The organism is Nocardia sp. NPDC059180, assembly GCF_042754945.1.
In the GTDB taxonomy this organism is placed as follows: Bacteria; Actinomycetota; Actinomycetes; order Mycobacteriales; family Mycobacteriaceae; genus Nocardia.
Genome location: NZ_JBHZBU010000002.1, coordinates 89755 through 115413, shown reverse-complemented (window position 1 = coordinate 115413; position 25659 = coordinate 89755). Strand labels below are relative to the sequence as shown.

28 protein-coding genes are annotated in these 25659 nt (G+C 63.6%); 13 read left to right on the top strand and 15 right to left on the bottom strand.

Translation table 11 applies throughout. The features are described 5' to 3' along the window. The first annotated feature begins 409 nt into the window (after positions 1 to 409). The 3 genes from ACFXNW_RS06620 (at position 410) to ACFXNW_RS06610 (ending at position 2044) form a co-directional block, all read left to right on the top strand. On the top strand, positions 410 to 898 hold the full coding sequence (locus tag ACFXNW_RS06620; protein ID WP_379416472.1) for a nuclear transport factor 2 family protein: 489 nt from the start codon (positions 410 to 412) through the stop codon (positions 896 to 898). Between the two features lie 24 nt (positions 899 to 922). Next, entirely contained in the window at positions 923 to 1411 is a 489-nt protein-coding gene (locus tag ACFXNW_RS06615) for a hypothetical protein (RefSeq protein WP_379416470.1), read from the top strand. A gap of 69 nt (positions 1412 to 1480) precedes the next feature. Beyond that, entirely contained in the window at positions 1481 to 2044 is a 564-nt protein-coding gene (locus ACFXNW_RS06610) for a YceI family protein (protein WP_379416469.1), read from the top strand. 74 nt (positions 2045 to 2118) lie between these two features. Here ACFXNW_RS06610 and ACFXNW_RS06605 read toward each other — a convergent pair whose 3' ends face one another. Then, complete coding sequence (locus ACFXNW_RS06605; RefSeq protein WP_379417328.1) at positions 2119 to 2412, bottom strand: RNHCP domain-containing protein; 294 nt, start codon at positions 2410 to 2412, stop codon at positions 2119 to 2121. On the opposite strand from ACFXNW_RS06605, the gene ACFXNW_RS06600 reads away from it, so the two are divergent. Next, positions 2380 to 2643 carry a hypothetical protein gene (locus ACFXNW_RS06600; protein ID WP_379417379.1) on the top strand — a complete coding sequence of 88 codons (264 nt, stop codon included), beginning with the start codon at positions 2380 to 2382 and terminating at the stop codon, positions 2641 to 2643. The two genes, ACFXNW_RS06605 and ACFXNW_RS06600, sit on opposite strands and share 33 nt — an antisense overlap. Here ACFXNW_RS06600 and ACFXNW_RS06595 read toward each other — a convergent pair. Next, the gene (locus ACFXNW_RS06595) at positions 2539 to 2919 is read right to left on the bottom strand and encodes an RNHCP domain-containing protein (protein WP_379416468.1); all 381 of its coding nucleotides are present in this window, start codon (positions 2917 to 2919) and stop codon (positions 2539 to 2541) included. The two genes, ACFXNW_RS06600 and ACFXNW_RS06595, sit on opposite strands and share 105 nt — an antisense overlap. Positions 2920 to 3366: 447 nt before the next feature. Between ACFXNW_RS06595 and gntA the strand changes: the two genes are divergently transcribed. Continuing rightward, positions 3367 to 4059 (top strand): guanitoxin biosynthesis heme-dependent pre-guanitoxin N-hydroxylase GntA, encoded by a 693-nt coding sequence (gene gntA, locus ACFXNW_RS06590; protein WP_379416467.1) that lies wholly within the window; start codon positions 3367 to 3369, stop codon positions 4057 to 4059. A 130-nt stretch (positions 4060 to 4189) separates the two neighbouring features. Here the strand turns inward: gntA and ACFXNW_RS06585 are convergent, their stop codons facing one another. Together ACFXNW_RS06585 and ACFXNW_RS06580 are read right to left on the bottom strand one after the other, a co-directional pair. Continuing rightward, the gene (locus ACFXNW_RS06585; protein WP_379416466.1) at positions 4190 to 4945 is read right to left on the bottom strand and encodes an SDR family NAD(P)-dependent oxidoreductase; all 756 of its coding nucleotides are present in this window, start codon (positions 4943 to 4945) and stop codon (positions 4190 to 4192) included. 160 nt (positions 4946 to 5105) lie between these two features. Next, entirely contained in the window at positions 5106 to 5960 is an 855-nt protein-coding gene (locus ACFXNW_RS06580) for a helix-turn-helix transcriptional regulator (protein ID WP_379416465.1), read from the bottom strand. 206 nt (positions 5961 to 6166) lie between these two features. On the opposite strand from ACFXNW_RS06580, the gene ACFXNW_RS06575 reads away from it, so the two are divergent. Beyond that, a complete protein-coding gene (locus ACFXNW_RS06575; RefSeq protein ID WP_379416464.1) occupies positions 6167 to 6460 on the top strand; it encodes a hypothetical protein in 294 nt (97 codons plus the stop codon). A gap of 106 nt (positions 6461 to 6566) precedes the next feature. Here ACFXNW_RS06575 and ACFXNW_RS06570 read toward each other — a convergent pair whose 3' ends face one another. Then, a complete protein-coding gene (locus tag ACFXNW_RS06570) occupies positions 6567 to 7496 on the bottom strand; it encodes a LysR family transcriptional regulator (RefSeq protein WP_379416462.1) in 930 nt (309 codons plus the stop codon). A gap of 15 nt (positions 7497 to 7511) precedes the next feature. On the opposite strand from ACFXNW_RS06570, the gene ACFXNW_RS06565 reads away from it, so the two are divergent. Beyond that, complete coding sequence (locus ACFXNW_RS06565) at positions 7512 to 8237, top strand: SDR family oxidoreductase (protein ID WP_379416460.1); 726 nt, start codon at positions 7512 to 7514, stop codon at positions 8235 to 8237. Between the two features lie 244 nt (positions 8238 to 8481). Next, positions 8482 to 8964, top strand: a complete 483-nt coding sequence (locus ACFXNW_RS06560; protein ID WP_379416458.1) for a DUF4265 domain-containing protein — start codon at positions 8482 to 8484, stop codon at positions 8962 to 8964. Between the two features lie 88 nt (positions 8965 to 9052). Here the strand turns inward: ACFXNW_RS06560 and ACFXNW_RS06555 are convergent, their stop codons facing one another. After that, positions 9053 to 9568, bottom strand: coding sequence for a GNAT family N-acetyltransferase (locus tag ACFXNW_RS06555; RefSeq protein WP_379416457.1), 516 nt, complete (start codon positions 9566 to 9568; stop codon positions 9053 to 9055). 68 nt (positions 9569 to 9636) lie between these two features. Here ACFXNW_RS06555 and ACFXNW_RS06550 point away from each other — a divergent pair, with 68 nt between their 5' ends. Beyond that, on the top strand, positions 9637 to 10071 hold the full coding sequence (locus ACFXNW_RS06550; RefSeq protein WP_379416455.1) for a hypothetical protein: 435 nt from the start codon (positions 9637 to 9639) through the stop codon (positions 10069 to 10071). 131 nt (positions 10072 to 10202) lie between these two features. Here ACFXNW_RS06550 and ACFXNW_RS06545 read toward each other — a convergent pair whose 3' ends face one another. Both ACFXNW_RS06545 and ACFXNW_RS06540 read right to left on the bottom strand, forming a co-directional pair. Beyond that, positions 10203 to 11540, bottom strand: coding sequence for a M20/M25/M40 family metallo-hydrolase (locus ACFXNW_RS06545; protein ID WP_379416453.1), 1338 nt, complete (start codon positions 11538 to 11540; stop codon positions 10203 to 10205). 74 nt (positions 11541 to 11614) lie between these two features. Then, on the bottom strand, positions 11615 to 11983 hold the full coding sequence (locus ACFXNW_RS06540; protein ID WP_379416452.1) for a VOC family protein: 369 nt from the start codon (positions 11981 to 11983) through the stop codon (positions 11615 to 11617). Positions 11984 to 12182: 199 nt separating this feature from the next. Between ACFXNW_RS06540 and ACFXNW_RS06535 the strand changes: the two genes are divergently transcribed. Further along, complete coding sequence (locus ACFXNW_RS06535) at positions 12183 to 12593, top strand: hypothetical protein (RefSeq protein ID WP_379416450.1); 411 nt, start codon at positions 12183 to 12185, stop codon at positions 12591 to 12593. Between the two features lie 52 nt (positions 12594 to 12645). On the opposite strand, the gene ACFXNW_RS06530 is transcribed toward ACFXNW_RS06535, so the two are convergent. The 3 genes from ACFXNW_RS06530 to ACFXNW_RS06520 all read right to left on the bottom strand — a co-directional run bounded on the left by ACFXNW_RS06530 (position 12646) and on the right by ACFXNW_RS06520 (position 19093). Next, on the bottom strand, positions 12646 to 13974 hold the full coding sequence (locus tag ACFXNW_RS06530; RefSeq protein ID WP_379416448.1) for a hypothetical protein: 1329 nt from the start codon (positions 13972 to 13974) through the stop codon (positions 12646 to 12648). Between the two features lie 200 nt (positions 13975 to 14174). Next, positions 14175 to 18044, bottom strand: coding sequence for a hypothetical protein (locus ACFXNW_RS06525; protein ID WP_379416447.1), 3870 nt, complete (start codon positions 18042 to 18044; stop codon positions 14175 to 14177). A gap of 209 nt (positions 18045 to 18253) precedes the next feature. After that, on the bottom strand, positions 18254 to 19093 hold the full coding sequence (locus ACFXNW_RS06520; RefSeq protein WP_379416445.1) for a helix-turn-helix transcriptional regulator: 840 nt from the start codon (positions 19091 to 19093) through the stop codon (positions 18254 to 18256). Positions 19094 to 19238: 145 nt separating this feature from the next. Between ACFXNW_RS06520 and ACFXNW_RS06515 the strand changes: the two genes are divergently transcribed. Beyond that, positions 19239 to 20180, top strand: a complete 942-nt coding sequence (locus ACFXNW_RS06515) for an SDR family oxidoreductase (RefSeq protein ID WP_379416444.1) — start codon at positions 19239 to 19241, stop codon at positions 20178 to 20180. A gap of 122 nt (positions 20181 to 20302) precedes the next feature. Here ACFXNW_RS06515 and ACFXNW_RS06510 read toward each other — a convergent pair whose 3' ends face one another. Genes ACFXNW_RS06510 through ACFXNW_RS06500 form a run of 3 tightly spaced genes read right to left on the bottom strand, consistent with a single transcriptional unit; the run spans position 20303 to position 22525 of the window. Then, on the bottom strand, positions 20303 to 21220 hold the full coding sequence (locus ACFXNW_RS06510) for an NAD-dependent epimerase/dehydratase family protein (protein ID WP_379416442.1): 918 nt from the start codon (positions 21218 to 21220) through the stop codon (positions 20303 to 20305). Between the two features lie 10 nt (positions 21221 to 21230). After that, the gene (locus ACFXNW_RS06505; RefSeq protein ID WP_379416440.1) at positions 21231 to 21695 is read right to left on the bottom strand and encodes a nuclear transport factor 2 family protein; all 465 of its coding nucleotides are present in this window, start codon (positions 21693 to 21695) and stop codon (positions 21231 to 21233) included. A gap of 14 nt (positions 21696 to 21709) precedes the next feature. Next, positions 21710 to 22525, bottom strand: a complete 816-nt coding sequence (locus ACFXNW_RS06500) for an SDR family NAD(P)-dependent oxidoreductase (protein WP_379416439.1) — start codon at positions 22523 to 22525, stop codon at positions 21710 to 21712. A 210-nt stretch (positions 22526 to 22735) separates the two neighbouring features. Between ACFXNW_RS06500 and ACFXNW_RS06495 the strand changes: the two genes are divergently transcribed. Then, positions 22736 to 24157 (top strand): MFS transporter, encoded by a 1422-nt coding sequence (locus ACFXNW_RS06495; RefSeq protein WP_379416437.1) that lies wholly within the window; start codon positions 22736 to 22738, stop codon positions 24155 to 24157. A gap of 82 nt (positions 24158 to 24239) precedes the next feature. Here the strand turns inward: ACFXNW_RS06495 and ACFXNW_RS06490 are convergent, their stop codons facing one another. Then, the gene (locus ACFXNW_RS06490; RefSeq protein ID WP_379416435.1) at positions 24240 to 24722 is read right to left on the bottom strand and encodes a MarR family winged helix-turn-helix transcriptional regulator; all 483 of its coding nucleotides are present in this window, start codon (positions 24720 to 24722) and stop codon (positions 24240 to 24242) included. 22 nt (positions 24723 to 24744) lie between these two features. On the opposite strand from ACFXNW_RS06490, the gene ACFXNW_RS06485 reads away from it, so the two are divergent. Beyond that, on the top strand, positions 24745 to 25611 hold the full coding sequence (locus ACFXNW_RS06485) for an alpha/beta fold hydrolase (protein WP_379416433.1): 867 nt from the start codon (positions 24745 to 24747) through the stop codon (positions 25609 to 25611). The last annotated feature ends 48 nt before the right edge of the window (positions 25612 to 25659 follow it).

Here is a 25659-nt window from a genome sequence, read left to right as displayed (position 1 = left end):
CATCGGGCGAACAGCCCATCGGTTCTGCGGCCGGGTAATGGGGCGAACGACCCATGCGGGCCGAAAAACCGAGCCTGAGTAGTCAGGCCGGACGGTATGGCTCGATGGTCCCCGCCGCGTCGGTACCGCAGATCAGGTCACCCTCGGCGAGTCGATCAGCATGGCCCTTCTCGTCGTGCTGGAGACCGTGACGCCGGCCGAGTAGGCGGTCGTCCGCCGTGGACCTGACATTTCCGCCTGTCGTGTCGTCGTTATCGGTGAGGACGTTCGAATCACCGATTGGCAATGAGATCTTCCCTCGGCCGCTGAAGATGGCCGAACCGCCGAGGTGTCGGAGTCGTCCTTACCCAGATTGGGCAGCGCGGCGTGCTGACCGTGCCGCGTAGCCGACATCAACCGAGGAGAACTGATGGCAGACCTGCAAACAATCGCCGACCGCGTCGAAATCGAAGCGCTGCGAGCCGAATTCAGCGATGCGGCGATGATGAGTGATACCGATCGGCTCGCGTCGCTGTATACCGAGGACGGCGTGTATCGAATACCGGCGGTGAATATCGAGCAGTCCGGCCGCGAGGAGATCCGCCGCGGAACCGAGTTGCATGCCGGTGAATGGGAGTACTTCGTCCAGACTACCCATCCGGGGTCGGTCGAGCTGGACGGTGACACCGCGACCGGCCGGGCCTACATCTGTGAGCTCGGACGCTTGAACGACGGCCGGTCGGTATTCAACTACGCGCTCTTCCACGACCGCTACCGGCGCACTGCTGACGGCTGGAAATTCGCCGAACGCTCCTACGAGGTCCGCTACTTCGACACCACTCCGCTGACCGGTTCACCGGAGGTCGTCTGGGATACCGAACCCGAGCCGGGTCGGGCCACGGCAATCGAGACGTCCTGATTCGAGGACGGGAACATGCGACATATGAAGAAGCGGGTCTCCGGGATTGCGCTTGCCGCTGTCGGCACGCTACTCGTAGGCGGCGTACTCGCCGGCTGCGGCGATGAGGCTGATGCGGCAGACGAGCAGGTCGACATCATCGAGGTCACGGTCGACACCGATCAATATGTCTCCCTGGATCTCGGACAACCTGATCCGAACGTAGGTGACCGCTACGTCTACTCGGGCATTCTGCGCGAGAACGGGCGTGAGGTCGGGCACGGCGGTGGCTCTTGCGAATTCGTCCGGATCGTCGACGACCAGACCACCATGCAATGCGTACTCTCGGCCGACTTCGAGCACGGATCGGTAACCATGCAAGCGCTATGGGTCGAAGGTACGAGTCCACTCGACATGGCCATCACCGGCGGTACCGGCGCCTACCGCGACGCACGCGGCATCTTCCGCTTCTGGGACATCGCGACGCCACAGGAGCGCGCACGAGGCGAGATCACCCATCGGACGCCGGAATGACTCACCGCGCGGATCCGCCAACCATGACCCCGGCGGCTCCATGATCCGCACACATCCACGGAGGGAAAAATGAACCCCACCCCGGCAACTATTTCGATTCTGGGCTATCCGGCCGGTACTTGGAAGGCCGACCCGAGACGTTCCACCATCACCTTCTCCACCCGATTTCTCACAGTGAGCGTCGTCCGCGGACGGTTCACCGGCTTCGACGCCACGCTCTTCACCGCCGCTGACCACAACGGACCGACCGTGACGGCGACGATCGACACCGCATCCCTCGACACCGGCAACGACAAGCGCGACCACCACCTTCGCTCGGCCGACTATCTCGACGTCGAAACGTTTCCCACGATCACCTACCGCTCCACCGGGGCCCGAAGCAGCGACAACGGTTGGGTCGTCGACGGGGAGCTGACACTGTTCGGCGTCACCCGGCAGGTACCGATCGAGGTCGAGCTGACCGAGTCCGGCCCGAATCCGTCCGGCGAGCAGCGTGCGGTGTTCACCGCGACCGCGCGGATCGACCGGCGCGATTTCGGTATGCACGTCGCGATGGACGGCGGCGGCGCCGCGGTGGGCCGGAAAGTGACGATCAGCCTGCACATCGACACCGTCCTCCAGAGAGGCGACTGAGCCGGCGAGCTGAGATCTGCTCGTCCAAGACGTCCGCTGCGGCCCTGTCCGTGGACAGGGCCGCAGCGGGGCGATTACAGGGCGAGCAGGGTGCGTCGGCCGACGTGGGAGTCGGCCAATGGCCGCACCGCGATACGCATCAACGATAGGGCGTTGTCGTCGCCCGCGATGCGGTTCGAACGCAGGACGCCGCACGCGAGGCAGTGGTGGATGAGTGCCCACTCACCACCGTCGCGCACCGACACACTGATCGCCACCATGCGTCCCCGGCAGGACTCCGCTCGATCACCCGGTCGTCGACGGTCGACATGCCGGCTGGTCAGACAGTGCGGGCAATGGTTGCGGTGGGCGGTGCCCGGCGCGATCATCGGCACGTCGAACCTGCACTGCAGGCAGCGGAACGTGCCCGCCGGGGGCCCACTCGTTGCGTGCAGGACATCCTTGACCCTTTGCTGACGTCGCTGCGTGGTGTTCTTTCGTGGCATCGCAAGTCCCTACAGCTCGCCGAAGACTTCGAGCGGGAAGGGCGGCTCTGCGAGCGGACGAACAGCGAGCCGCATCAAGATCAGCTGATTGTCATCAGCGGCGACCTGATGTAGCGACAGCTCGGTGCATCGTGTGCATCGATGCACTACGGCCCATCGTCCGGTGCGTAGTACTGCGATCGAGAGGGGAGTCATGCGGCCGCCGCAATCGGAGAGCCCTCCTTCCCGGTGGTCGACGGTATGCCTGGACTCGAGGCAGCTCGGGCAGTGGTTGCGCCTGCTGTCGTCCGGCGCGAGGTCCGCGACGACGAGCCCACACCTGAGGCAGGTGAAGGTCCCGGTTCGTTGTGCTGGGCTCGGGCCGTGGTGGGTTGTGGTGTTCTCGGACACCCGGAAGCTCCTTACTGAACGATGACTGAATCAGCGAGAGCCGGCCGAGTGCGCCGCGACGGATGGGCGTCGTTACCGAGCAGGTAGATGTTGCCCGGTGCGCAACGGGTTCATTCGATCAGGCGCGCTCGGCGCCATCCGGGCCGTCAACATACAACTCCTCCACAAGTCGGTACGGCATGAATGCCGAAAGACAACGGTAGGCGTGGGCGTCAGCGATCGGAAATGAATTTCTTCGACCACCCGATGGTGTGATCCGCAACATGCTCGCGTGAGGTTTCCGGCCCCGTAGCTGGGCAACCGTCTGCGGTGCCGATCCGCCCGATTCGCGCAGCCTGCCCGTCGACTGGCAGGATCTGCGGCGCAGCGCGGTCGAGGTGGGTGCGCCACGTGAATCGATGATCTCCCCCTCGGTCGAGTACACGTGGTTGGAAAGGAAAACCTGGATTGACGACAGACGCGCGAGCTGAACTGGAGACCTTCCTCCTCGGAGACCGGTTCGCTTGTCTGGCGGGCCGCTCCGCCTGGCGCCAGGGCGGCATCACCCATCGCCACTACGAAGTGATGGGCGGCGGGGAGTCGGCTCGGTTGATGGCATTGGATCTTGCGGAGTTCGTCGGCGCGACCGACTGGAACCCACGCAAGTTCACCAGCTTCGTCGCGACCTTCGAGCAGCCCCGCGGCGTGGACGAGCTGCGTTTCGAAGAGTTGCTGTGGCAGCACCTACAACTGCTGCATGAGGCGGACGCGGACAAGTACGCGTGGGCGCCCGGCTACTCGTCGGATGCGCAGTCCGGTGAGTTCGGGTACAGCGTGGCAGGTCATCCGTTCTTCGTCATCGGACTGCACGAGACGCACCGGCGGTTCGGCCGTCGCCCACCGTTCCCGATGCTGGCGTTCAACTCCCACGAGCAGTTCGGCCTGATCAAGGCCGCAGGCATGTGGGACCGCCTGGCGGAGAAGATCCGCAAGCAGGACATCGTGTTGCAGGGCGATATCAACCCGAACCTGCTCGAGTACGAGAAGCTCTCCGAAGCACGCCGCTACTCCGGGCGACCCAAGCCTGCCGAGTGGCAGTGCCCGTTCAGTGCGCGTCCGGCGGTGGAGGAACGAGAACTGGCGGGCGTTCCGGGAATCTGACCCGCCCCGGCTGTGTTTCTGCGGTGTCGACCGATGTCGGAGCGTTGCCGGGGTGCAGATACTGAGCCCACCGGCCGCCGGGAGCGAACCCGATCGGGAAACTTTCCTGACCGTGGAGTGCCTGGACCGATCATCGATTGGGGAACGAGCCGACCAGGCCTCCGTCGATGATCAGGTCTTGTCCGGTGATGTACGAAGCGTCGTCTGAGGCGAGGAAAGCGACTGCTGCGGCGACCTCCGCGGCGTGGCCGATCGTGCCCAGCGGTACCTGTGCCGCATTGCGTGCGTCGGCGGCCGGGTCGGTGGTGGCGTCGCGGTACATATCGGTGTCGATGTAGCCGGGACTGACCGAATTTACGCGGATACCTCGCGGGGCCAGGTCCGAGCCGAGGGTGCGGGCCAGATTGTGCACTGCGGCCTTGGTTGCTGAGTAGATGGAGGCGACCGGCAAGCCGCGGTGCAGCGTCCAGGAGGCGTTGAGGACGATCGCGCTGCCCTCCTTCAGCAGCGGCAGTGCCTTTTGGACGGTGAAGAACACTCCCTTGAAGTTGACGTCGATGGACTGGTTGACGTCGGCCTCGGTGAGCTCTGTGCTTGGTTTGAAGATTCCGGTGCCCGCGTTGGCGAATACCGCATAGAGGTCACCGCGCCAGGTCTCGATGCGGCGCATCAGGGCATCCAGGTCGTCTGGGTTGGCGGCGTCTGCGCGCACGGTCAGCACGCGCGGCCCGGAATCGAGTTCAGCGGCAGCCCGCTGCAGCCGGGCGTCGTCGCGTCCGGTGATGACTACGTAGGCACCCTCGTCGAGCAGGCGACGAGCGGTGGCCAGGCCCATGCCCGAGGTGCCGCCGGTGATCAGGACAGTTCGGTTGGTGAATCGCTCCATGTCAGCGATCCTGCGCGCAGTGGCGGCGGTTGGGCAGTGCGCGATGAACCTGGGTCTGACAACACCAGCCTCGCGACCGAACTAACTGATGTCGGTTCGCCGCAAGGTCAGCTCCTGCACCGTTCGAACCTCCCCGGGCGGTCCGCGGTCACCCTCCGGGCTATCCGACGGTCGCGCCCAACAGGTCCACCACCCGCTGCTCGGTCTGCGTGCCCGTGGCCGGGCTGTGCAGCAGCAGACGATGGCCGGGGAGCTCGGGAAGCGTCAGGGCGGTGTAGTCGAAGACGAGTTCACCGGCCTGGGCGTGGGCGACGGTCTTGGTGCCGGTCGCCGTATGCCGAATGTCGTGCTCGGCCCAGATCTCGGCGAATTCCGCACTGACCGAACACATATCCGTCGCCAGCTGACCGAACTCCGGATCATCCGGATAGCGCGCGGCGTCCGCCCGGAACTGGGCGACGATGTCCCGGGCGGCATCGTGCCAGTGGCACAGCGACGATCGATACCGACTGCTGGTGAAGAAGGTGACCAAACAGTTGTGGTCCGCCTCCTGGTACCCGAACACCAGCTCGGCGGCGCGGTTGACCGCCACCAGATTCCAATGCACGTCCAGCATGTATGCCGGGCGCGGCAGCCAGGAGTCGATGACGCGGCGCAACTCTTCCGGAACCCGACGCGCGGCCGGGATGGGTTGCGGCGGGTTCAGCCCGGCCAACAGGTAGAGATGCTCACGCTCGGCCATATCCAACCGCAGCACCCGCGCGATCGCGTCCAGCACGTCGCCCGACACGTTGATCTCCCGCCCCTGCTCCAGCCAGGTGTACCAGGAGACCCCAACCCCGGCGAGTACTGCGACCTCTTCCCGCCGAAGCCCCGGCGTGCGGCGACCACGGGTATCACCGACGGCCATGCCCGCATCGGCCGGGGACACCCGGGCCCGCCGAGACCGGAGAAACTCCTTCATCTCGGTACTACGTCGGGCCCGCGCGTCGGCGGGGAGTGTGGTCAGCCGCATGCAGAAGATCGTAAGGCCGGATCGGGTGCATCCGGATCGCCTCAGCCGCAAGAGACAGTAGATCCTGCCTGTCTCACGTCCGTCGCGCATCGTGCGCGCAGCAAGGTTTCAGTCCGAGGGCAAGGCGCGGGTGGCGTTCATAGCTGACGAAAGGCCGGTTCGTCAGCGCATGCAAGTAGGTGGCATCCGCTGATAGGTTGCGTGCCATGTCAGCCTCCGACGCCCCTGAACCTGTCGAAGACCTCGGGCAGCCGCGCCGTACCGCGCAGCGCATGATCGGTGGCATCGCCCTCATCATTGTGGCGATAGTCCTGCTGGTCAGCGGAATCCAGGCGATTGTCGATCCGGCCGCCGTGGTTGCCGGGTCCTCGCGCTCCGGGCGCAGTCCGGACACCGATACCGAGGCGAAGATCGGCGGGTTGCTCCTGTGCTTCTTCGGGATCACGGTGCTCGGCTTCGGAATAGGTCTGTTCGCCAGCAAGAAGGTGTCAAAGGGTTAGCAGTTTCGAGATCACCTCGAGGCCCGCCGGTGCGGATCCGCCGCTCACCGCCCAGGCGCTGACCGGTTCGATCAGCGCGAGAAGCGGCATGTGCGCATGCCCTCGGCTAGAGGCGTATCGCCGTACGGACGAGGTCGGCGACGGCTTTGGATCTGCTGTGTGGTGGCCAGGCGATGACGGTCGTGACGGACGGTGCGTCCGGCACCGGCACGATGGCGTGATCGTCGCGTAGCTGGGCGCGCAGCGACTCGGGCACGACCGCGCAGGCCCGTCCGAGGGTGATCAGCTGGGTCAACTGGGTGTGGTCGCGAACCTGCGGGCCGGGGCCGTCTGGATAGCTTCCATCCCGTCGGGGCCAGCGCGGCAGGGGCAGGTCGGTCAGGGCGTTGACCTCGGCCATCGATATGTGGGGTCGGTCGGCGAGGGGATGGCCTGGGGGCAGGACCACGATCTGGTGTTCGGTGTGCAGGTCCTCGGTGTCGAATCCGGTCGTCGTGTCGTAGGGGCGGTGGAGCAGAGCAACGTCGGCACGCCCGTTGCGTAGCAGTCTTTCTGGTTCGCCGGGTCCGCATAACATCACCTCGACTGCGACAGCGCCCGGTTCGGCGGCGTAGGCGTCCAGCAGCTTCGACAACAGTTCGCTGGAGGCTCCCGCCTTGGTGGCCAGCACGACACCGGGCCGGTCGGCGGCGGCGCGGCGAGTGCGGCGCTCGGCAGCTTCGACCGCTTCGAGGGCGAGCCGGGCCTCCCGCAGCAGCACCGACCCGGCCTCGGTCAACCTGATCGCGCGAGCATTTCGGTGCAGCAGAACGACTCCGAGTCGCCGTTCGAGCTGCTGGATCGCACGCGACAGCGGTGGTTGCGCCATCTCGAGCCGTTGTGCCGCCCGCCCGAAGTGCAACTCCTCAGCGACCGCGACGAAGTATCGCAACTCCCGCGTCTCCACCAAGTGATCGTATCCGGCGCTCACCACGACCAATACCCGTGCGGTATCGCCGCCCACCCAATCGGTCTTGGACGCACCACCCGAGTCCACAACATGATCAACCGCATGAGTGAACCGACGATCGCGCTGGTGACCGGCGCGAACAAAGGAATCGGATACGAGATCGCGGAGGGCCTTGGCGCCCTTGGCTGGCGAATCGGTGTGGGCGCGAGGGATCGACAACGCCGCGACACGGCGGTGGAGAAACTGCGCGCGTCCGGGACCGACGCGTTCGGCGTGCCGCTCGACGTGGACGACGACGCGAGTGTCGTCGCCGCGGCCCAGCTGATCGCCGACCATGCCGGAGGGCTCGACGTCCTGATCAACAATGCCGCGATCACCGGCGGTATGCCACAGACACCCACGACCGTCGATCCCGCGACAGTGCGAGCTGTCGTGGAAACCAACGTGATCGGCGTCATCCGAGTCACCAACGCGATGCTGCCCATGCTGCGCGCCTCGGCGTCACCACGAATCGTCAACATGTCCAGCAGCGTGGGCTCGCTCGCCCTGCAGACCACGCCCGGAAGCGAATTGGGCCCGGTTCCAGCTGCGTACTCGGCATCGAAGACCTTCCTGAACGCCGTCACCATCCAATACGCCAAGGAACTGAGCGACACCAACATCCTGATCAACTCCGGCTGCCCCGGTTTCACCGCCACCGACCTCAACGGCTTCCGCGGCGTCCGTACACCAACCCAGGGGGCGGCGATCGCGATCCACCTCGCGACCCTGCCCGATGACGGACCGACCGGCAGATTCTTCGACGACGCCGGAACAGTGCCCTGGTGACGGGCACCGATGTGAACCATTCGCGGCCTCGACCTCAGCCGCGAGTCACATGCGGAAATGGCACTTCGAGTGGCGGATGTGCAGTACTCGGCCTTGTAGTATTCGGCCACTGCGAGACCTTCTGTACTGCAACAGGATCTTGCCGATCAGGACACGTCAGATGTTTGGCCACTGTTGGATGCCGATGCCGCTACGGAGTGGCCGGTTCGGTCAGCGGCATGTGCGGGTGTTGGATGATAGGCCGGTGACCGAGATCCGTGACGACCACGTGAAAGTCCACTTTCACATGGACATCGATGAGCAAGGCTGGCCGCCGGCAAGCGTCGAAAGCCTGTGGGCGATAGACCTCGGTGACGGTACCGTGCGGTTGGACAACACACCCTGGTTCGTCCGAGGAGTCGCCAGCGGGGACATCATCACCGTGGAGCCGGATAACGAGGGTGTCCTCTGGGCCGGCGATACGGTCCGGCCCTCGCAAAACTGCACCATCCGCTTGATCGTGCTGAAAGACGATGGCTCGGCTGCCGCTCGGGAGAGCGTATTGAAGGCCTTTCACCGCCTCGGCACGACAGGCGAAGGCATCGAGCGCTACCGGATGGTGGCCTTGGATGTACCGCCGGAGGCGGATCTGCCGAAGATCCGCAAGCTGTTGGAACACGGTGCGGAGCAGGGTTGGTGGCACTGGGAGCAAGGGTGTGTCACCGAAGCGTGGAAGGCCACTGCTTAGGCGACGTCACTGCCGGGCACCGGAGTGCTCTGGATGCCGACGCCGGCACGAGTGCCACCGACTAGACCTCGGTGACTGTGTCAGTGGTTCAGGCCTTGAACGAGTGCAAGCTGGATAGCCAGAGGCGCTGCTCGACGTCGAACCATTCGAAGGTGGTTGCTGGCCGGAAGCCGAGGCGGGCCGCGAGTTTGAGCGAGCGCTTGTTGGCTGACTGGGTCGCGATGAGGACCGGTTGGTCATCGAGCTCATCGGCGGCGGCGCGCACCGCGGCAGTGGCAGCCTCGAACGCCAGACCTGCGCCCCACGCACGACTCAGCATCAGGTAACCCAGTTCCAGTTCTTCACCGTCGTCGGTGACGTGGCCGGGAAAGTCGGCGGGGCGCCGTTTGAGCTCGAAGGTCCCCAGGAGGCTGTCGGTGCCCTTGTCGGCGATGATGAAATGGCCGGGAGCGGTTGTCGCATTGACGGGGCCGCCGATCGCGTCGAGGCGCTGCTCGGCGTCTTCCCGCAGCCGCGGACCTCCGAGGTAAGCCCAGACCTCCGGGTCGGTCTGCAGCTCGATCAGTCCTTCTCGATCAGCGTCGTGAGCCTTCCGCAACAACACCCGCTCTGCTCTGATCCGATCGGCACGTGCTCTGATGTGGAGTCATGAGCAGATTCGCGGAGGTCATCGTGTTGGCGTTGGACGCCGGCGAGGTCATGGATCCGCTGACACGTGACGATGAGAGCCGCAGCTGGAGAGGCCGTTTCATTCCGATCGATAGCCAGTGGCCTGGTTCCTTCGGCAATGGGTGGGCGACCGAATTCGAGCGGATGCGGCCCCGGACAGGACTTTTCGCATACCTCGAGGCGCTGCCCTGGCCCCGCCCGGAGAGCGTTCAAGTCTTGATCCACGACGAGGAGGACAGTTGTTTCGGCCTGTGGATGCTCGAGGACGGGAAGCTTGTCGAAGTTGCGCTTCCGCATACGCGGCGCTATCACATGCCGGCCCCGCCGACCGACGAATTCCCACCCTGCCCAGGCATTCTGGTGCGGACTGACCGTATCGGCCACGACCAGATCGAGCAGACTCCGGAAGCTGAGCGCGATCAGCGGCGAGCTTGGTAACAGACGTGTATTGCGCACGCGGCACTCCGTCGATGAAACCCACTCGTCGGCAATACAGTGCGTCTCCGTGTAAGGCGACCTAGGCTGCCGACTGGCCGTGCGTGGAGAACAGTGTCGCGCCTGTAGACCGGTCAGTGTGTTCCGCGCAGTACGGCCTCGTAGAAGTGGATCCCACCGACGAGGGCGTCGACGGTGAGGCGTTCGTCGGTGGAGTGGATGAGACCGCGTGCCTCGGAGTCGAGCTCGAAGGGGTAGAAGCGGTAGACGAAGCTGCTGATCTGGGCGAGGTGGCGGGCGTCGCTGGCGCCGACGACGAGGAACGGGGAGGTCACTACGCCGGGGAATGTTCGGGTGACGGCCTTCTCGACGCGTTCGAATGCGGGTCCGGTGGTAGGGGAGGTCGGTGTGGGTTCGGAGGCGGTGAGGATGTCGAGTCGGATTTCGGGGTCGTGGATGACTTTTCGGATTCGCTCAACGGTTTCGGTGACGGTTTCGCCGGTGAGGATGCGGATGTTGACGACGGCGCGGGCGGTTTCGGCCATGACGTTGGTGCCCTTGCTGCCTTCGAGCATGGTGGGCACGGCGGTGGTGCGGATCATCGCGTTCATCAGCGGCCCGGAGCGAGGCATGAGTGTGGTGATCAGCCATTGCAGCCGTTCTGCGCGGGACAGGACCGCGCCGAGAGGGCCGCTGGCGTGGGTGCCGATGATGTTGAGCATTTCCATGATCGGCGGGGTGATGGTCGGTGGGAAGTCGAAGTTGCCGAGCTTCACCAGGGCGCGAGCGATCCGGGTGGTGGCCGGGTTCTTGCCCGGCATGGAAGCGTGGCCGCCGGGATCGACCGCGGTCAATTGCAGGTCGAGGATGCCCTTTTCGGCGGTGCCGATCGCGGCGATCTTCTGCTCGAGCGGGAACAGGTCCCCGGCGACAGCGCCGCCCTCGTCGATGACGAGGCCGGGAACGATTCCCTGTTGACGGAAGTACTCGACGACAGTCGGCACGCCGTCGCCGGCGACCTCCTCGTTGTGCCCGAATAGCAGGTAAACGTCACGGTCAGGAGTGAATCCTTGCGCCAGCAGGTGTTCGACGGCTTCGAGGATGCAGACGAGTGGGCCCTTGTCGTCGATGGCGCCGCGACCCCAGATCACGCCGTCGGCGACAGCCCCGGAGAACGGTGGGTGGGTCCAGCCATCGGGGTCGCCGACGGAGACGACGTCTTGATGGGCCATGAGCACGATCGGTTCGTCGGGGGAGCCGGTGTCCCAGTGGTAGACGACGGTGTGTCCGGCGAAGATCTGCTTCTGTAACTTCGCTGCTACCAGCGGGTACAGTGCGTCGAGCGTCTCGCGGAACTTCTCGAATTGGGCCCAGTCGGTGTCGTTCTCGTCCTGGGTGGTGACGGTGGGGATTTGCAGCAGGCTCGAGAATCTCTGAACCGCAAGGTCGATGTCGATCACGCTGTCCGGCATTCCGATTCCTCCCACGAGAAGACGCAATGGTGCGAGCCGAGCTCGTTTCACAGCGTATACGTCACTTCGGCCTGTCAGGCGCGGTCGTGGAGAGTGATCTGGTAGCCGTCAGGGTCGGCGAAGGTGAATGTCCGACCGAAGGGACCGTCGATCGGTGCGGCGACGATGGTGTGATCGTCGGCGACCAGCGCATCGTGAATGGCCTGGACGTTTGTGGCGTGGAGCCAGATCGCGGCGCCGATGCCGGGCTGAGCGACAGATGCGAGATCGGTGCCGGGAACGATGTCGCGGAGTGCGAATGCGATCGGCTTCGTCTCGAAGACGACGGCGTGCGGAGGTCCGGCCTGCGAGCGGACGAGGCCGAGGTACTGCTCGTAGAACGCCTGCGAGGCGTCGAGGTCGCGCGCTTGGAGTGAGATGAAGTCGGGGCCGGTGACGGGCATGATGATGCTCCTTGTCTTCGTGTCAGCTTTCTGACACAGACGAAACTATGTCAGCACGCTGACATAAGTCAAGGCGGTGTCGGCGTCGACCTGGCGGGTCGCCGCGTGAGCGATCAGGCGCAATTGGGCCGTGTCGGGTCGCGGTATTCGGTCGGCGGCACCATCATCATCGACCGCCGCCCCACCGGCTGCCGCCACGATGACCGAATTCCCGTACCCGCTGCTGACTCTCCACGAAATCGACGCATCGGTTTTCGTGTCCGAAGCCGAGCTGCCCGATGCGCCGGCCAACACCTACCGCAACAGCCGCCGCCAAGTGCTGAAAGAATTCATCGCCGTCATCGACGACGGGATCCGCTCCGGCCAGTTCTATTTCGCCGATTCCCGAACCGCGGCGCTCGGCATCATCGGCATGCTGAACTGGATCGCCTTCTGGCACCATCCCGGACAGGACGACGGTCCCAGCGCTGCGACGCAACTGGCCGATATGGCGGTCCGCACCGTCATCGACCCCGCGGCAGACACCAACGGGGGAACGGGTCCCCGGCGGATCCTGGAAAGGTTGCGGCAGAACCTGGATTCGCTCGAGCGGGCCATCGACGCGATCTGAATACGCACGTGGCGCATCGAGTCGGCTGGTTCGGCCCGGACCGCAAGCCGGCTCACCAGTAAAGACTCTTTGATGCGGCGTCCGTCAGGCAGAGAGCGAAAATCACATGGTGCACGAACTCGAAATTACTAACCGCCAGCCGAGAGCCCGGTATGAATTCTTGGAGAGTTCGCTGCCAAATATCACCCCGCTTGTCTATCGGGAGATAAGTCAGCGATGTTCGCTTATCCGGTGATTCCCAATTTGCGCTGGTCCCTTCGATGAAAGAACTAGATGGGCCGGACAATCCCGCGAACTCCTTGAGGAAGGAATGAGAGTAGAATCTCAGGCACTTACCCTTACTCGAGCTTCTCGTGCTTCGAAGGCTGCGCCATCTGATGGCCGGCGCTACTATTGCAGATCCCGCCTTGGCCTCGGGTGGATCCAGTACGAAGAGCTCATTGAGCTCGTTAACCATGAACTCACGGATATTGGCATTGTCCAGCCGCAGGAGATTGGACGACAAGAAGTGTGACACTACGCCGCATCCACTGCTGTTTGTTGAGATGGCAACGTGGCCTAGTTGGCCTTCATCAAAGCTGACGACACCTTTGAACAATTCTTTCTGAATCGCGAGTAATACGCTCCTCAGCGTTTCTGCGGAGTGTAGCTGGTATTTCTTCAATTGCTTCGTTGCCGGATCGAACTCGCGAATGATCTGAGGTAGTACAAGCACATACTGTCGGGATTGCCGGAGCTGATAGGCAAACCCGAACGACCGTGGCTGAGGCGCAAGGAACGGCATATCTACCTTCCAGTCGCCCGGACGTACCGCGTCGGGGAACACATTGAAGACGAGCCAATTCCATATTTCATTCGAAAGCCAATCATAGCCCTCGGGATCGAAAAACCTGAAGAGATTGAAACCCTCTTCGCCCTGTTTGGCCTGCCCTGGGATATGTTTGAAATGGACGAGAAATTTTGGCGGGGCCCCGATGTCGATATCTAGCGGGTAGGCGACGGCGATGACGGCAGGAGGGAGGATGGCGCCCGTACCGTAGCGCACTCGAAATATCTTGACCCTGTATCCCGCAGGAGGCTTGTTCACGAATGAGAGGTTGAGAATATCTTGGCCCTTGGAAGACTTCCTGAATGTTGGCGGCTTCAAGAAGGGCCACGATATGGGACGCCGGATGTCAGGCAGAGGAAGTGGATCCCAGTCCTTGTTCCGCTCATAGTGTTTCAGGTCATCGAGCCGAAACGGGACAGCGGTTCCCTTGAGGCACGCCGGCTTATCCAGCAGGCATAACCCGCTGGGGTGCGCCGGCATCACCAGGCCATCCGGCGGATTCGTCAAGGTCGCAAACGCCGCGGCGGTGATGTCGGTCAGGGCTACGTCCATGGCCCACTCCTCTGGAGTAGAGGGTTGAACAGGCGCCGCAGACAGCGGCCACCGCTACCTCGTGTCGACGACCATCGCCGGCGGGATGCAACGAAGCGCGATCTCGTTGAATCCGGGCTCATGCGTCTGGTGCAGAAAGCAACGGCAGTGTTTCGTGCGGGAGGCGACGAAACGACTGACCGATGACGGACTGGGGAATCCTAGTAGACGGTTGCAAGGTTGGATGTAATTGCAATATCGATGCCAGAGCTCGGGGTGTATTCATTCCACTCTGCGATGAGCGCACCTTTGTCTCCCTGCTGTAGGACAGCAAAGGGTGTCTGCGTGCCATCGTGGTCCTTCGCCGTTTTGTCGACACCGAGCTCTTTGTCGTTGAGAATTGCCGTGATTCGCACGGTCTCCTGGGCTTTGCGGTTATCGTATGCGTCGAGGATCACCGGCAGTCCGACAACAAACCCTTTTGTGCTCTCCACCGGAACCTTCGTCGCGCCCTGAGAGATCTTTGTCGAGCATGTCGAGAACACGGCATCCTGCAAACGTGTCGCAGATTTACCCGGATTAGCGGGCGGTATGCCCGGATAGTTCCGATCGTCATACGCAGCGATTTCTTGTGCAATCGTCAAATACGGGGCATCGGCTATCTCGGCATCTGTCTTGATCTCACCGGTCTCGACGAAGTGAGTCCAACGCCGCTCCCATCCCTTCCTTACTGTGAGCACCACGCGGGCGGCTCCGGCGCGGAGGAAGGCCTGCCGGGTGGGGTCGGGGTGGCGCAGTTGGCGGATAAAGCCCCAGCTCGGTGGAATGTCCCAGAAGTATGAATAAAGAAAGCTGACGACGTTTTCCCACTCGATTGCTCGGTTGATGAAGCCAATGGTGTCCTCATGTTTAGTGACAAGCTCCCAGTGAGCTTCGCTGAGACCGAGGGCATGGGTGTCGAACACGGCACCGTGCTCAGGGTCGGCGTTCGGCACCGTGTTGAGGGCATCGATCACGTCTTTGGGCATGTAATTGAACTCGCGGCCGAGCACGAACTGCAAGACGTTCTTCATGATCTCGTCGTTCTCTTCGCGCCGCAGCGTCAGCGTGTCCACGCTGATAAGTTTCTCTGTGAGCGCAGCGATCTCGGTGGCTATGTCCTGCTGCTCCTCGAGATATCTCTGGTATGCCGCATCACGGACCGCCGTCCACGCCTCGTTTCTCCAGTGATGCTTGGCCTCTTCTGTTACCTCCGTGTAGATGTCGAGTTCTATCTGGACTCGCCAGGCATGAAGAGAGAAGTACGCCACGGACTGTTTGCCGGTCTGGCCCGCAAGAAACTTTCCACCCGGCGGGTTGCCAAATGACTCGAGCAGAAGGTTGTTTTCGTTTATTGCGCCCCCCGACATCGTCCAGGCTGGTTGTTTCGCGCCGACGACCTCAAAAGATAGGGCACCTCCCGTCCTGGTGATGTTGGCGAAGAGGCGTACCTCCGTGACTCTCGAGCCCGGCTTCACCTCGAAGTCATGCTTATAGGTGTGGAATGATCCGTCGTGCTCGTATACGGCGTGTTCCTTTTGTATCGCCGGAATTGGATATGGCTTGACTGATGTCCCGTACTTGTCGGCCAGCCATTCGGCCTTCAGCATCGTTCCCGCATGGTCGTGTTGCCACTCCCCGCCAACGACCTTGCCTTTCTCTTCTAGTACAGAATGGCTGTACTTGAATTCGAACGGCCCTTGCTGAGCGCGGAGCCGTTCTAGATGAGCATACGAGCGACGCATCGCGGACCCCGGCTCAGGGATGACGACGTCGTAGGTCTGGCGGAGCCCGTAGCGGTACAGGCGAACGCGCCACTCTCTCATCATGTTGAAATAGTCGATCCGGACGGCGTGCTTTTCGAGGTTCTTCACGAGCCGCGTCGATGTTTCTTCAGTACCCGTCTCGGTCTTCGTCGAGATGGTGGTCTTATGCTCCAATTTCGAACGCGAAGACGCCTTTTGCGTAAGTGTTTGCGCATGTTTGGCGCTTTCCGTGGCCGATTTTGATGTGCTGTCCTGGGCGCCGAAGCCGGCTGTGCTCGATCCAGAAATAATCGGTATGCCGCCTTGAACAGTTCCGGTGATGTTGAACTGATTGGCGTGGTTGGTCTGCGATGACGTCGATTGCGCTAGGTCAGTGTTGTCGGTTACCCCCCGCTCGCTGACCTCTTCCAGTTCGTCGGTGACAATGGTTGTGAATTCCTTCGAAGTAACCGACCACTCCTTGTGCGTCACCGCTGTCTCTTCCCCCGGCGCGAGCGGGATTGTAGCAACCAGCTCACCCCGCTGAATTCCGGCAGGAACCACTTCGATTCTCTCCAGGTTGAGCATCCCCACAGGGTGGACCCCGCCGGACAGCGCGCGGGCGGCAACAATGGCGCTGTTGAGCGAAAGCATCGACTTGCCGATCATTTCGCCTGGCTCCGTCGTGCGTCGCTCTTGCACCTTGCGGAGCTGTTCGGTCCTCAGTTCCACCAGTGCCGCGGCGAATGCCGCGAGTTCGTCCCCGGGAGCATGCGCGGCTGCTGCGATATCTGGCTGCAGCATCGAACTAGATGGCTGCTCAAAGGAAGACAGTAGCCTGTAGGTCGCGTCCGACAGACGAGGTGGCGACCCGCCTTCCATCGGAGACTTCGTGGAAGTCAGTCGAGCGAGGATTGCCTCGGTATCCCCTTGGTTGAGCGCGAACTGGTTGATCGCCGCGAACTTGGCGAGTCCGCCCGTCGCGCCTTGCGCGCCTCTTTCCCGGATTGCCGGGGTGTCGCTCTTGATGGTTACGAGCGTCCCTTTCAAAACTTCCCGAGTCGAGCTGTCCAGTACTTTCTGCGCCGGGGGTGCGGGCAACGCTGCATCTAGCGACCATGCGCCCTGCACCGAGCCTTGCAGCCCGATCCACCACACCTCCATGTGGTCGCCGCTGCGTGAGAGCGCCGCAATGCCTCCCGTCGTCGAGACGCCCTGCGAGCCGGGTATCAGATAAGGCTTTTCAACCCAGGACCCGTCGCGGGTCCACGAAGAACCTTGAATACTGCCGCTCTTGTCGATCCACCACACGTCCATGTGGGTTGTACTGCGCGAAAGGGCGGCGATATCGCCGTTCGTCGAGGCGTTTGTCGCGCTGGGTACCAATTGCGGCTGTTGCGTCCAGCCTTCACCTTTGGTCCACCAGGAGTGCTTGACGCTGCCGCTGGTGTCAACCCACCACACCTCCATGTGGTCGTCGCTACGCGACAATGCGGCGATGCCGGTCGTTGTGGATACACCGGTCGCGTTGTGTACCGGCGCGGGTGTCTGGTCCCACCCCAGTTGATCAGTTTCGGTAAACCCGGAGTGCCGGACGGTGCCGTTCTTGGCGACCCAAAAGACCTCGATGTCGTTCTCACTGCGTGACACCACCGCAACGTCGCCCGTCGATGAGGCATCGTTCGCCCCAGGGACTTTGACGGGTTGCTCGATCCACTTCTTGCCCGTGGGGCGGGAATCGTCGAACCAGGAGTGCCACAACCAGCCGCTCTTATCGATCCACCACACCTCCATGTGGTCGGGCCGACGCGACAATGCTGCGATACCGGCCTTCTTGGAAGCGTCCTTACTCCCCGGTACAGTGAAGCGCGCCCACTCTGTCGCGCCCTCGTACCAGAACGCACCCTGTATCGAACCATCAGCCTCGGCGACCCACCACACTTCCCGATGGTCGCGACGGCGCGACAATGCCGCGATACCAGCATTCTTGGCGGCACCGCCCGCGTCGGTCACGCGTTCGGCTCGTTTCCACGGCGAGCCCTCAGCCCAAGATGAGACGTACACCCAGCCGTCATCACCCACCCAAAACACGTCCATATGCCTGGAGTCACGCGACACTGCGGCGATTCCACTATCGATGGCAGCCTTCGCCGGTTCCGACGGCTCGGTCAACTGAAGGATGTGCCATTCCCGCACTTGGTCTTTCGCGAAAGCCTTCGTGTCGTCGTGTGGAACTTCGCGGTCAATTCGTCGAACCTGACCGTTGCCTTGCAGAACACGGGACATTTTTTGCAGCAAGCTGGTCATCACTGCCTCCGTCTTATGATCGAGGCTGAGCCCACGGCGTGGTGAAAGAGCGGCGGTCGACGCGTGTTCTTCCTTAGGAATGTTAGGCGCTGATGACGGGGGTGTCGAGGCCTCCTGATCGCGGTAGCTAGTGGTCACGCGGGCGCTGATGGATGGCACGAGGGCCTGCACAGCGGAGGTGCGGACAACGCGTAACCCGCGCGAGGGTTTCAGCGGAGCATTTCGGTGCTGACCACGGAAAGCAACTGCAACCGCTCGTAGCTCTCACTACCGGGTGTCGCTGTGTAGACCAACAACAGATGCGACTGCTCAGGGTCGAGCAACGTCTGGCAGTTGAGGTCCATGGCTCCGACCTCGGGGTGGATGAAGCGTTTCACCTCGCGTGGGCGAATTCCGACCTCGTGGGTGGCCCACAGTTCCCGAAACTCCTCGCTCCGGTCGAGGAGGAGGTCCGCGTACCACGTGGCTCGCGAGTTGGGGCCGCGCCGAGTGGTGGCTTCACGGAGTCCGGAGACGAACATCCGTGACATGAACGGATGGTCCTCGGGTGCGTACAGGTCGCGTTCGGTGGGAGAGGTGAACCAGCGGTAGCCGATGCTGCGCGCAGGCCCGGTATAGCGGGTGGTGTCGCCGGTCAGCGCGAATCCGAGCGGTGATTGCCGCAGTGTCTCACCGAGTTCGGTGACGATCTCGGCAGGCGTGTCGTGGAGGCGATCGAGGATGCGCAGCAGGCCCGGACCGATGTGGTCGCTGACCGCGCCTCGCGGTGGTGGGTGGTGGCCCGCGAGGCGGAAAAGGTGGTCGCGCTCGTCGAGGGACAGGTGCAGGCCCTGCGCGATCGAGGCGATCATCTGCTCCGACGGCTGCGGGCCGCGCTCCTGCTCCAACCGTGCGTAATAGTCGGTCGACATGTGACACAGGACGGCGACCTCCTCCCGCCGCAGCCCGCCGGTCCGTCGACGCTGTCCGCGCGGCAGACCGACATCCTCGGGCTGCAACGACTCCCGGCGCCGCCGCAGGAATTCTGCAAGCCCGGCGCGATCTATCACGACAGGTCTCCTTCCACCGGATGGGACACCCTTCCTACCAACCGAGTGTCGAGGTATCCATGGATCGACAGTCCCTGGATGCGGCACCGCGGCACGACGATCGTGGGCTTACCCGCCATCAGCCGCAGCACACAGGAGCAGTCACATGTCACGGACAGAGCCTGACATCAGCGTCCCGGATCTCACCGGTAGGCGCGCGGTGGTCACCGGAGCCAGCGACGGCATGGGAGTCGGCATCGCTGCGCGCCTGGCAGCTGCCGGCGCCGAGGTAATCCTTCCCGTACGCAACCAACGCAAAGGCGAGACAGCGATCGCCGCGATCAGGCAGGCGAGTCCCGAGGCGAACGTGTCGCTGCGTGAACTCGACTTGTCGTCGTTGGCGTCAGTGGCGGCTCTCGGCAAGATCCTGCGAGAGGAGGATCGGCCGATCCACCTCCTCGTCAACAATGCCGGTGTGATGACTCCACCGGATCGGCAGGTCACCGCCGACGGGTTCGAGTTGCAGTTCGGCACCAACTACCTCGGCCATTTCGCGCTGGTCGGCCACCTGATGCCACTACTGCGCGCCGGAAGCGCTCGGGTGACCTCCCAGATCAGCGTCGCCGCCAACCAGAATCGGATCAACTGGGACGACCTGAACTGGGAGCAGTCGTATAACGGCATGCGCGCCTACAGCCAATCCAAGATCGCGTTCGGACTGTTCGGCCTCGAACTCGGCAGGCGCAGCCGTGCACATCGGTGGGGCATCATCAGCAACTTATCCCACCCGGGAGTCGCCCCGACGAATCTGCTTGCCGCCCGACCCGAGGTCGGACGAACAGCGGACACCACAGGCGTGAAACTCATCCGGTGGCTGTCTGGTCGCGGCATTCTCGTCGGCACGATCCAGTCCGCGAAACTCCCCGCCCTCTACGCCGCCACTTCTCCCGACGCCCACACCGAACGCTTCTACGGACCCAGCGGCCCCGGCCACCTGGGCGGGCCGCCCGCGGAGCAGAAACTCTACAGTCGGCTTCGCAGCATTGAGGACGCCCAACGCATCTGGCAGATATCCGAGGACCTCACCGACATCCGGTCGTGGACTTGACCCGAGCAGCTACACGTGAGAAGGCCCGTCCTGAGGAACGAGCTCGGGGCCGAATATCTGGTCAGCGTCGCATCGCCTGGGTTCGCAGTACGGCGATCTCGCAGCCAGATATCGCCGTTCGATCAAGCAGCTGATTCTGCCCGCACCGTTTCGTACATCTCGGCGAGTGCACGCACACCGTCGTTGCGGTCGTACCCGAGTAGCGCGGTCTCGGCCGGGTCCGGCTGGTAGCTGATCACATTCCCGCGGCCCTGCACGATGAATCCGTCGGGCAGAAGCGGGTGTTCCTCGTCGCGCTCCTCGATCACGCGGTTCCCGCCTGCGGCGTCGACGAGCATCTGGAAGTACTTCTGGAAGGTGAGGTTCTCATCGCCGATCAGATAAGCCTTGCCCGGCTCGGCATGCTGTAGCGCGCCCCACATCGCTTGGGCGAGCGAATGGGCGGACATGTAGTTCGTTCCGCCGGGTGGTGCGAAATCGGGGATCTGCGGTTCGTTGCCTGCCGCCCATGAGAACAGCTTGCGGTAGCGCTTGGCGGAAACGCCGCTGATGGCGCCGAGGATGTTCGGCGGATTCAGTGTCGAGACGTTGAAGGAATCGTCGGCGAGAGCCCTAGCGCCCTCGTCGGCGGCTCGGCGGGCCGCGACGTAGGGGAGTGCGTCGGCGAGATCCGGCCGCAGATGATGGTAGTAGCTGCCGATCTGGACGAATCGGCGCACGCCCGCCTCTTTGGCGAGTGCCGCGAATCGGGGGACACCGAGGGATTGCGTCTTCTCCCAGAACTGTGACTCGTCGACCCCGCGACCCATATGACGGAAGTCCTGGCCTGCGGCGAAGACGATGGCGTCGAACGGCGCGAGCTGTGCCGCGGTGAACGTCTGTTCGGCGTAATCGCCGAGAAGAACCGGGAACTGATGAACCGGTGAACGGCCATCGAGCGGGTTGCGTGCCGCCACCGTGACGTCATTGCCTTGCGCACGCAGATGCAGCGCCGCGTGAGCGCCGATCATGCCGGTACCGCCGACGATCAGAATCTTCATGAAAACCCTTTCAGGAGTGGAAATCACCAAGTGCGAGAACCGGCCGTCGCTCGGTCCAACCCAGGTGCAGGACCCTGCGCGCGATCAACCAGCGCCCGTCGACCCGTCGATAGCGGTCTCGGTAGCGCAGATGCCACACGACATCGACGGCATTGCCCGGCTTGCCGCTGAGATGGTGCGCGATACACGCGATATCGCCGGTGGCCTCATCGGATGCCGCGCCGATGTCGAATACGTTTCCCACTACGGCATGCAGGGTGGCGTGGGTGCGACCGAGTGTTCGGCAGGTCTCGATGATCGCGTCGCGGCCTCGCGCTTCGTGCGTTGGGCGCATGGTGCGCGGCGGATCCGGCACTGCGAGCACGGCGTCTTCGGTGAACAATCGGGCGAGCAGGTCCAGCTCCCGACCGTCGGCACAGCTCGCGTAGCGGTGGACGAGATCGGACAACTCGGCGCGGTCCTCATGCGTGATCACGGCGGCCTCCTCGGTCATGGATTGCGGGGACGGTTCGTCCAGCCGCCTGAAGCTCGCGGAAACCACCCGCCGCTGCCGTGTGTGCCCCCATCGACGTGGATCGTGCTCCCCGTGACGAAGCGGGCGAGGTCAGAAGCTAGGAACAGCGCCGCCCCGGCCACATCCTCGGGGCTGCCCGGCCCACCGAGCGGAGACCAGCTCGGCCACAGTGCGCGGTCTTCCTCGGGCACGATGTCGGCATACGGCACCTGCACCGTTTCGATGAGATCCGGTGCGATGGCATTCACCCGAATTCCCGACGGGCCCACTTCAGCGGCCAATGATCGGGTGAACTGCATCAACGCGGCCTTGTGCGCCGAGTACACGGTATGCCCGGGGATCGCCCGATGAGCTTCGACGGTGGTCAGGTTGATGATCGATCCGCGCCGCCGATCGGTCATGCCGGGCAGCAAGGCGTGAGTCAGCGAGAGCACATGCCCGAAGTTGATGTCATGCAAATCGGCCCACATCTGCGGCGGGTCATCGGTGAATGGGCGTGGTGCACGCAGATAGTGGCCGACATTGTTGACCAGGATGTCGGGACGGTGATCGACCAGTTCGGTGGCGACGGGACGAGTCGTTACGTCCCATTCGAGCGTGTCGATCGATCCGCCGGCCGACCGGTCGAAGGTCAGCGGCTGCCCGAACTCGACGTCGGCGACGAGGACATCTGCTCCGTGGGTGGCCAGCGATACGGCCACAGCCGCACCGATCCCGGCGGCGCCACCGGTGACGACTGCGCGCCTATCGGTCAGTAACGGACCGGGAGTCGAGACCGCTGGATGTGGCATATGGCCATCTCACCCAGCGGCCCGGTTCAGCGCGAGCCCTGTTCCCGGTGGGCGGGAATGCGTGCCAGGTGCGCATTCCGCTCAGCGGGCCTCGGCATTGCGCGCGGTGCGCCCCTGTTGGGAGCCTTGCCCGGTGTCCGCGTTGCCGACGGCAGCATCGACCATTCCGGTTTGCGCAGCGCACCGCCGCGCAGAACTAAGGAGTTTCCGTTGAGTACGCTGCCACCCGAGGGTACAGATCCTGTTGTTCTGCAAGGTGATACATCGACGGCCACCCGACTACGCCGTCGCGCGGCGTTCTCGAGCATGCTGGGCACGACGATCGAATACTACGATTTCATCCTGTACGGCACGATGGCCGCAGTGGTGTTCGGACCGCTGTTCTTCCCGGCCTCGAACACGGCGCTGAGCACGATCGCGTCGTTCGGCACCCTGGCCGCGGGATATATCGCTCGCCCGCTCGGCGGCGTGATATTCGGGCACTTCGGGGACCGGCTCGGCCGCAAATCGATGCTGATGATCACCATGATCATGATGGGCGTCGCGAGCGCGGCGATCGGGCTGCTCCCGACCTATCACACGATCGGTGTGGCTGCGCCCATAGTGCTGGTGCTGCTGCGGATCGTGCAGGGAGTCGCGGTCGGAGGGGAGTGGGGTGGTGCCGCGCTCATGGTCGTCGAGCATGCGGACGCAGGCAACCGCGGGCGCTGGGCCGGAATCATGCAACTGGGCACACCTTTCGGGTTTCTGCTGTCCACGGCGGCCGTGGCAGTCGTCACGCAGCTTCCCGAACCCGAGTTCACAACATGGGGATGGCGACTGCCGTTCCTGTTCAGCGCGGCCCTTCTGGTGCTCGGCATGTACGTGCGCCTACGCGTGGTGGAAAGCCCCGTCTTCGCCGCGGCCGACCGGCAGGAACCGTCGACGCCCGCGCTGCAGGTGCTGCGGCGTCCACGCCCGATCATCCTCGGTGTGGCCGCCGGCGTCGCGCCCTTCGCTCTGACCGCCCTGACGAGTTCGCACATCATCGCCTACGCCACCGGAATCGGTTACGAGGTGGGCGATGTCATGCGCTGCCTGCTCGCGGTGGTGTTCGTATCGATCATCGCCATTCCGGTCTGCGCGGCGTTGTCGGACTTCTTCGGCAGGCGGCGCGTGATGATGGTGGGCGCGGTCGGCGCGATCCTGTACGCATTCCCCCTTTACGCCCTGATCAATTCCCACTCACTGTGGATCATGACGGCCGCCCTGATGTTCGCCCAACTGCTCCAGAACGCCATGTACGCCCCGCTGACCCCGCTGCTGTCGGAAATGTTCCCGACCCACATCCGGTACACCGGAGTATCCATCGCCTACCAGACCGCAGCACTCATCGGCGCAGGCTTCACCCCGCTGATCGCCAGCACCATGCTGGCCGCATTCGACGGGTCGAGCGTGCCGCTCAGCGTGATCGTGGCCGGCACCGCGGCCCTCACCTTGGGAGCGCTCGTTGTCACGGCAGAGACCAAGGGGCGCGATCTGTACCGGGACGTTCACCCATTGATCGGCCACGAGCTGCTGGGTCGCGGGGCTGTCGCCGAGACCATGAGCGGTGATCGGCAGAGATTGGCACCGAGCCCGAAAGAGAGATGACCGCTGAGCGAGAGAGTCGCTGGGACTGTCTTCTCCGGACGGCACGGGCGGAGATCAAGCCGGCAATCCCGGACGGAAACGCTCAGTGCTGTGTGGGGCGATCGTCCATATCGACCTGGTCGAACGGTTCGCGCAGACGGCGCAGGACGCGGAGGCAGGTATCGATGTCGGCGTCGGTGAGGTTGCCTCCGACCGCTCGCAGCAAGGCGTGTTCACGGGCGGTCGTCATCGCCATTGCTGCCCGTCCCTTCTCGGTCGACACCACCAACGCCGAGCGCTTGTGCTCCGGGTTGTGATGGGTCTCGACCAGTTCACTCCCGATAGCGTCGTTGACCATCCTCTGGACGAACTGACGACTCAACGCCTGAGCGCGGCCCAGCTGCGGGACGGTCATAGGCCCATGCTCCACAAGGAGTGCGAGTATGGCGCGAACGCCCACCGAAAGACCTGATGGCAGGGCATCTTGCTCGATTTTGCGGTACACGCGCCGGTGGAGGATGCCCACCTCGGAGAAGACTTCCATCAGTCGGTGTGCGAGTTCATCGGGGGTCAGCTGATCGGCCACAGCACCCAGTATGACACCTGGGTTGTCAAATATCAGCGAATATGACACCTTGGTTGTCATGAGTGGGGCCGCTGATACGTTCACGTTCGAGTCTGCCGACGGCGTCCTCGCCTATCGGGATACCGGTGGTACGGGCCGTTCAGTGGTACTGCTGCATGCGGGTTTTCTGGACTCGAGCATGTTTGATGCCCAGTTGCCGGTGCTCCGCCGGCGCTACCGAGTGATCGCACCCGATGCCCGTGGTCATGGCGAATCCGACAATGCGACACAACCTTTCCGGCAGTCCGACGATTTGGCCGCACTCTTACGGCACATCTCCATTGAACCCGCTTTTCTGGTGGGTGTGTCGATGGGTGCGATGATCGCGGTCGACACCGCGATAGATCACCCGGAGCTGGTGAGCGGCCTGGTCATTGGTGGCCGCGGCATCGGGGAACCGGAATACCGCGATGGGTGGTCACAGCAACTCGCCGATACCCAGGCCGATGCGCTGGCGTGCGGGGACATCGCGTCCTGGCTGGACTCGTTCCTGTTGTGGGCCGCCGGTCCGTACCGTCCAATGGCCGACGTCGACCCCACCGTCACCGAGAGTCTGCGGCACATGGCCAGTAGGACCTTAGCCAAACACACGACTCCGCAGCCTGACTTCCACCTTCCCATCGCCGATGGCGAAGCTCGCGCAGAGACTATCGCCGTCCCGGTGCTCGCTGTCGACGGTGCTCTCGATTCGCCGGACCTGACCGCGACAGTGGACCGTCTCCTGAGCGCGGTCCCGGATGCTCGCCGCACGACGATCGACGGGGCAGGGCACTTTCCCAATATGGAGCAGCCGGCGGTCTACAACAGGCTCATCGAGGAGTTCGTCGAGCAGACCACCTCGCCCGGCTGAGTTCCGCCTCGGGTCGCGGCCGCCGAATCCTGCTTATTGGTCGCCCGG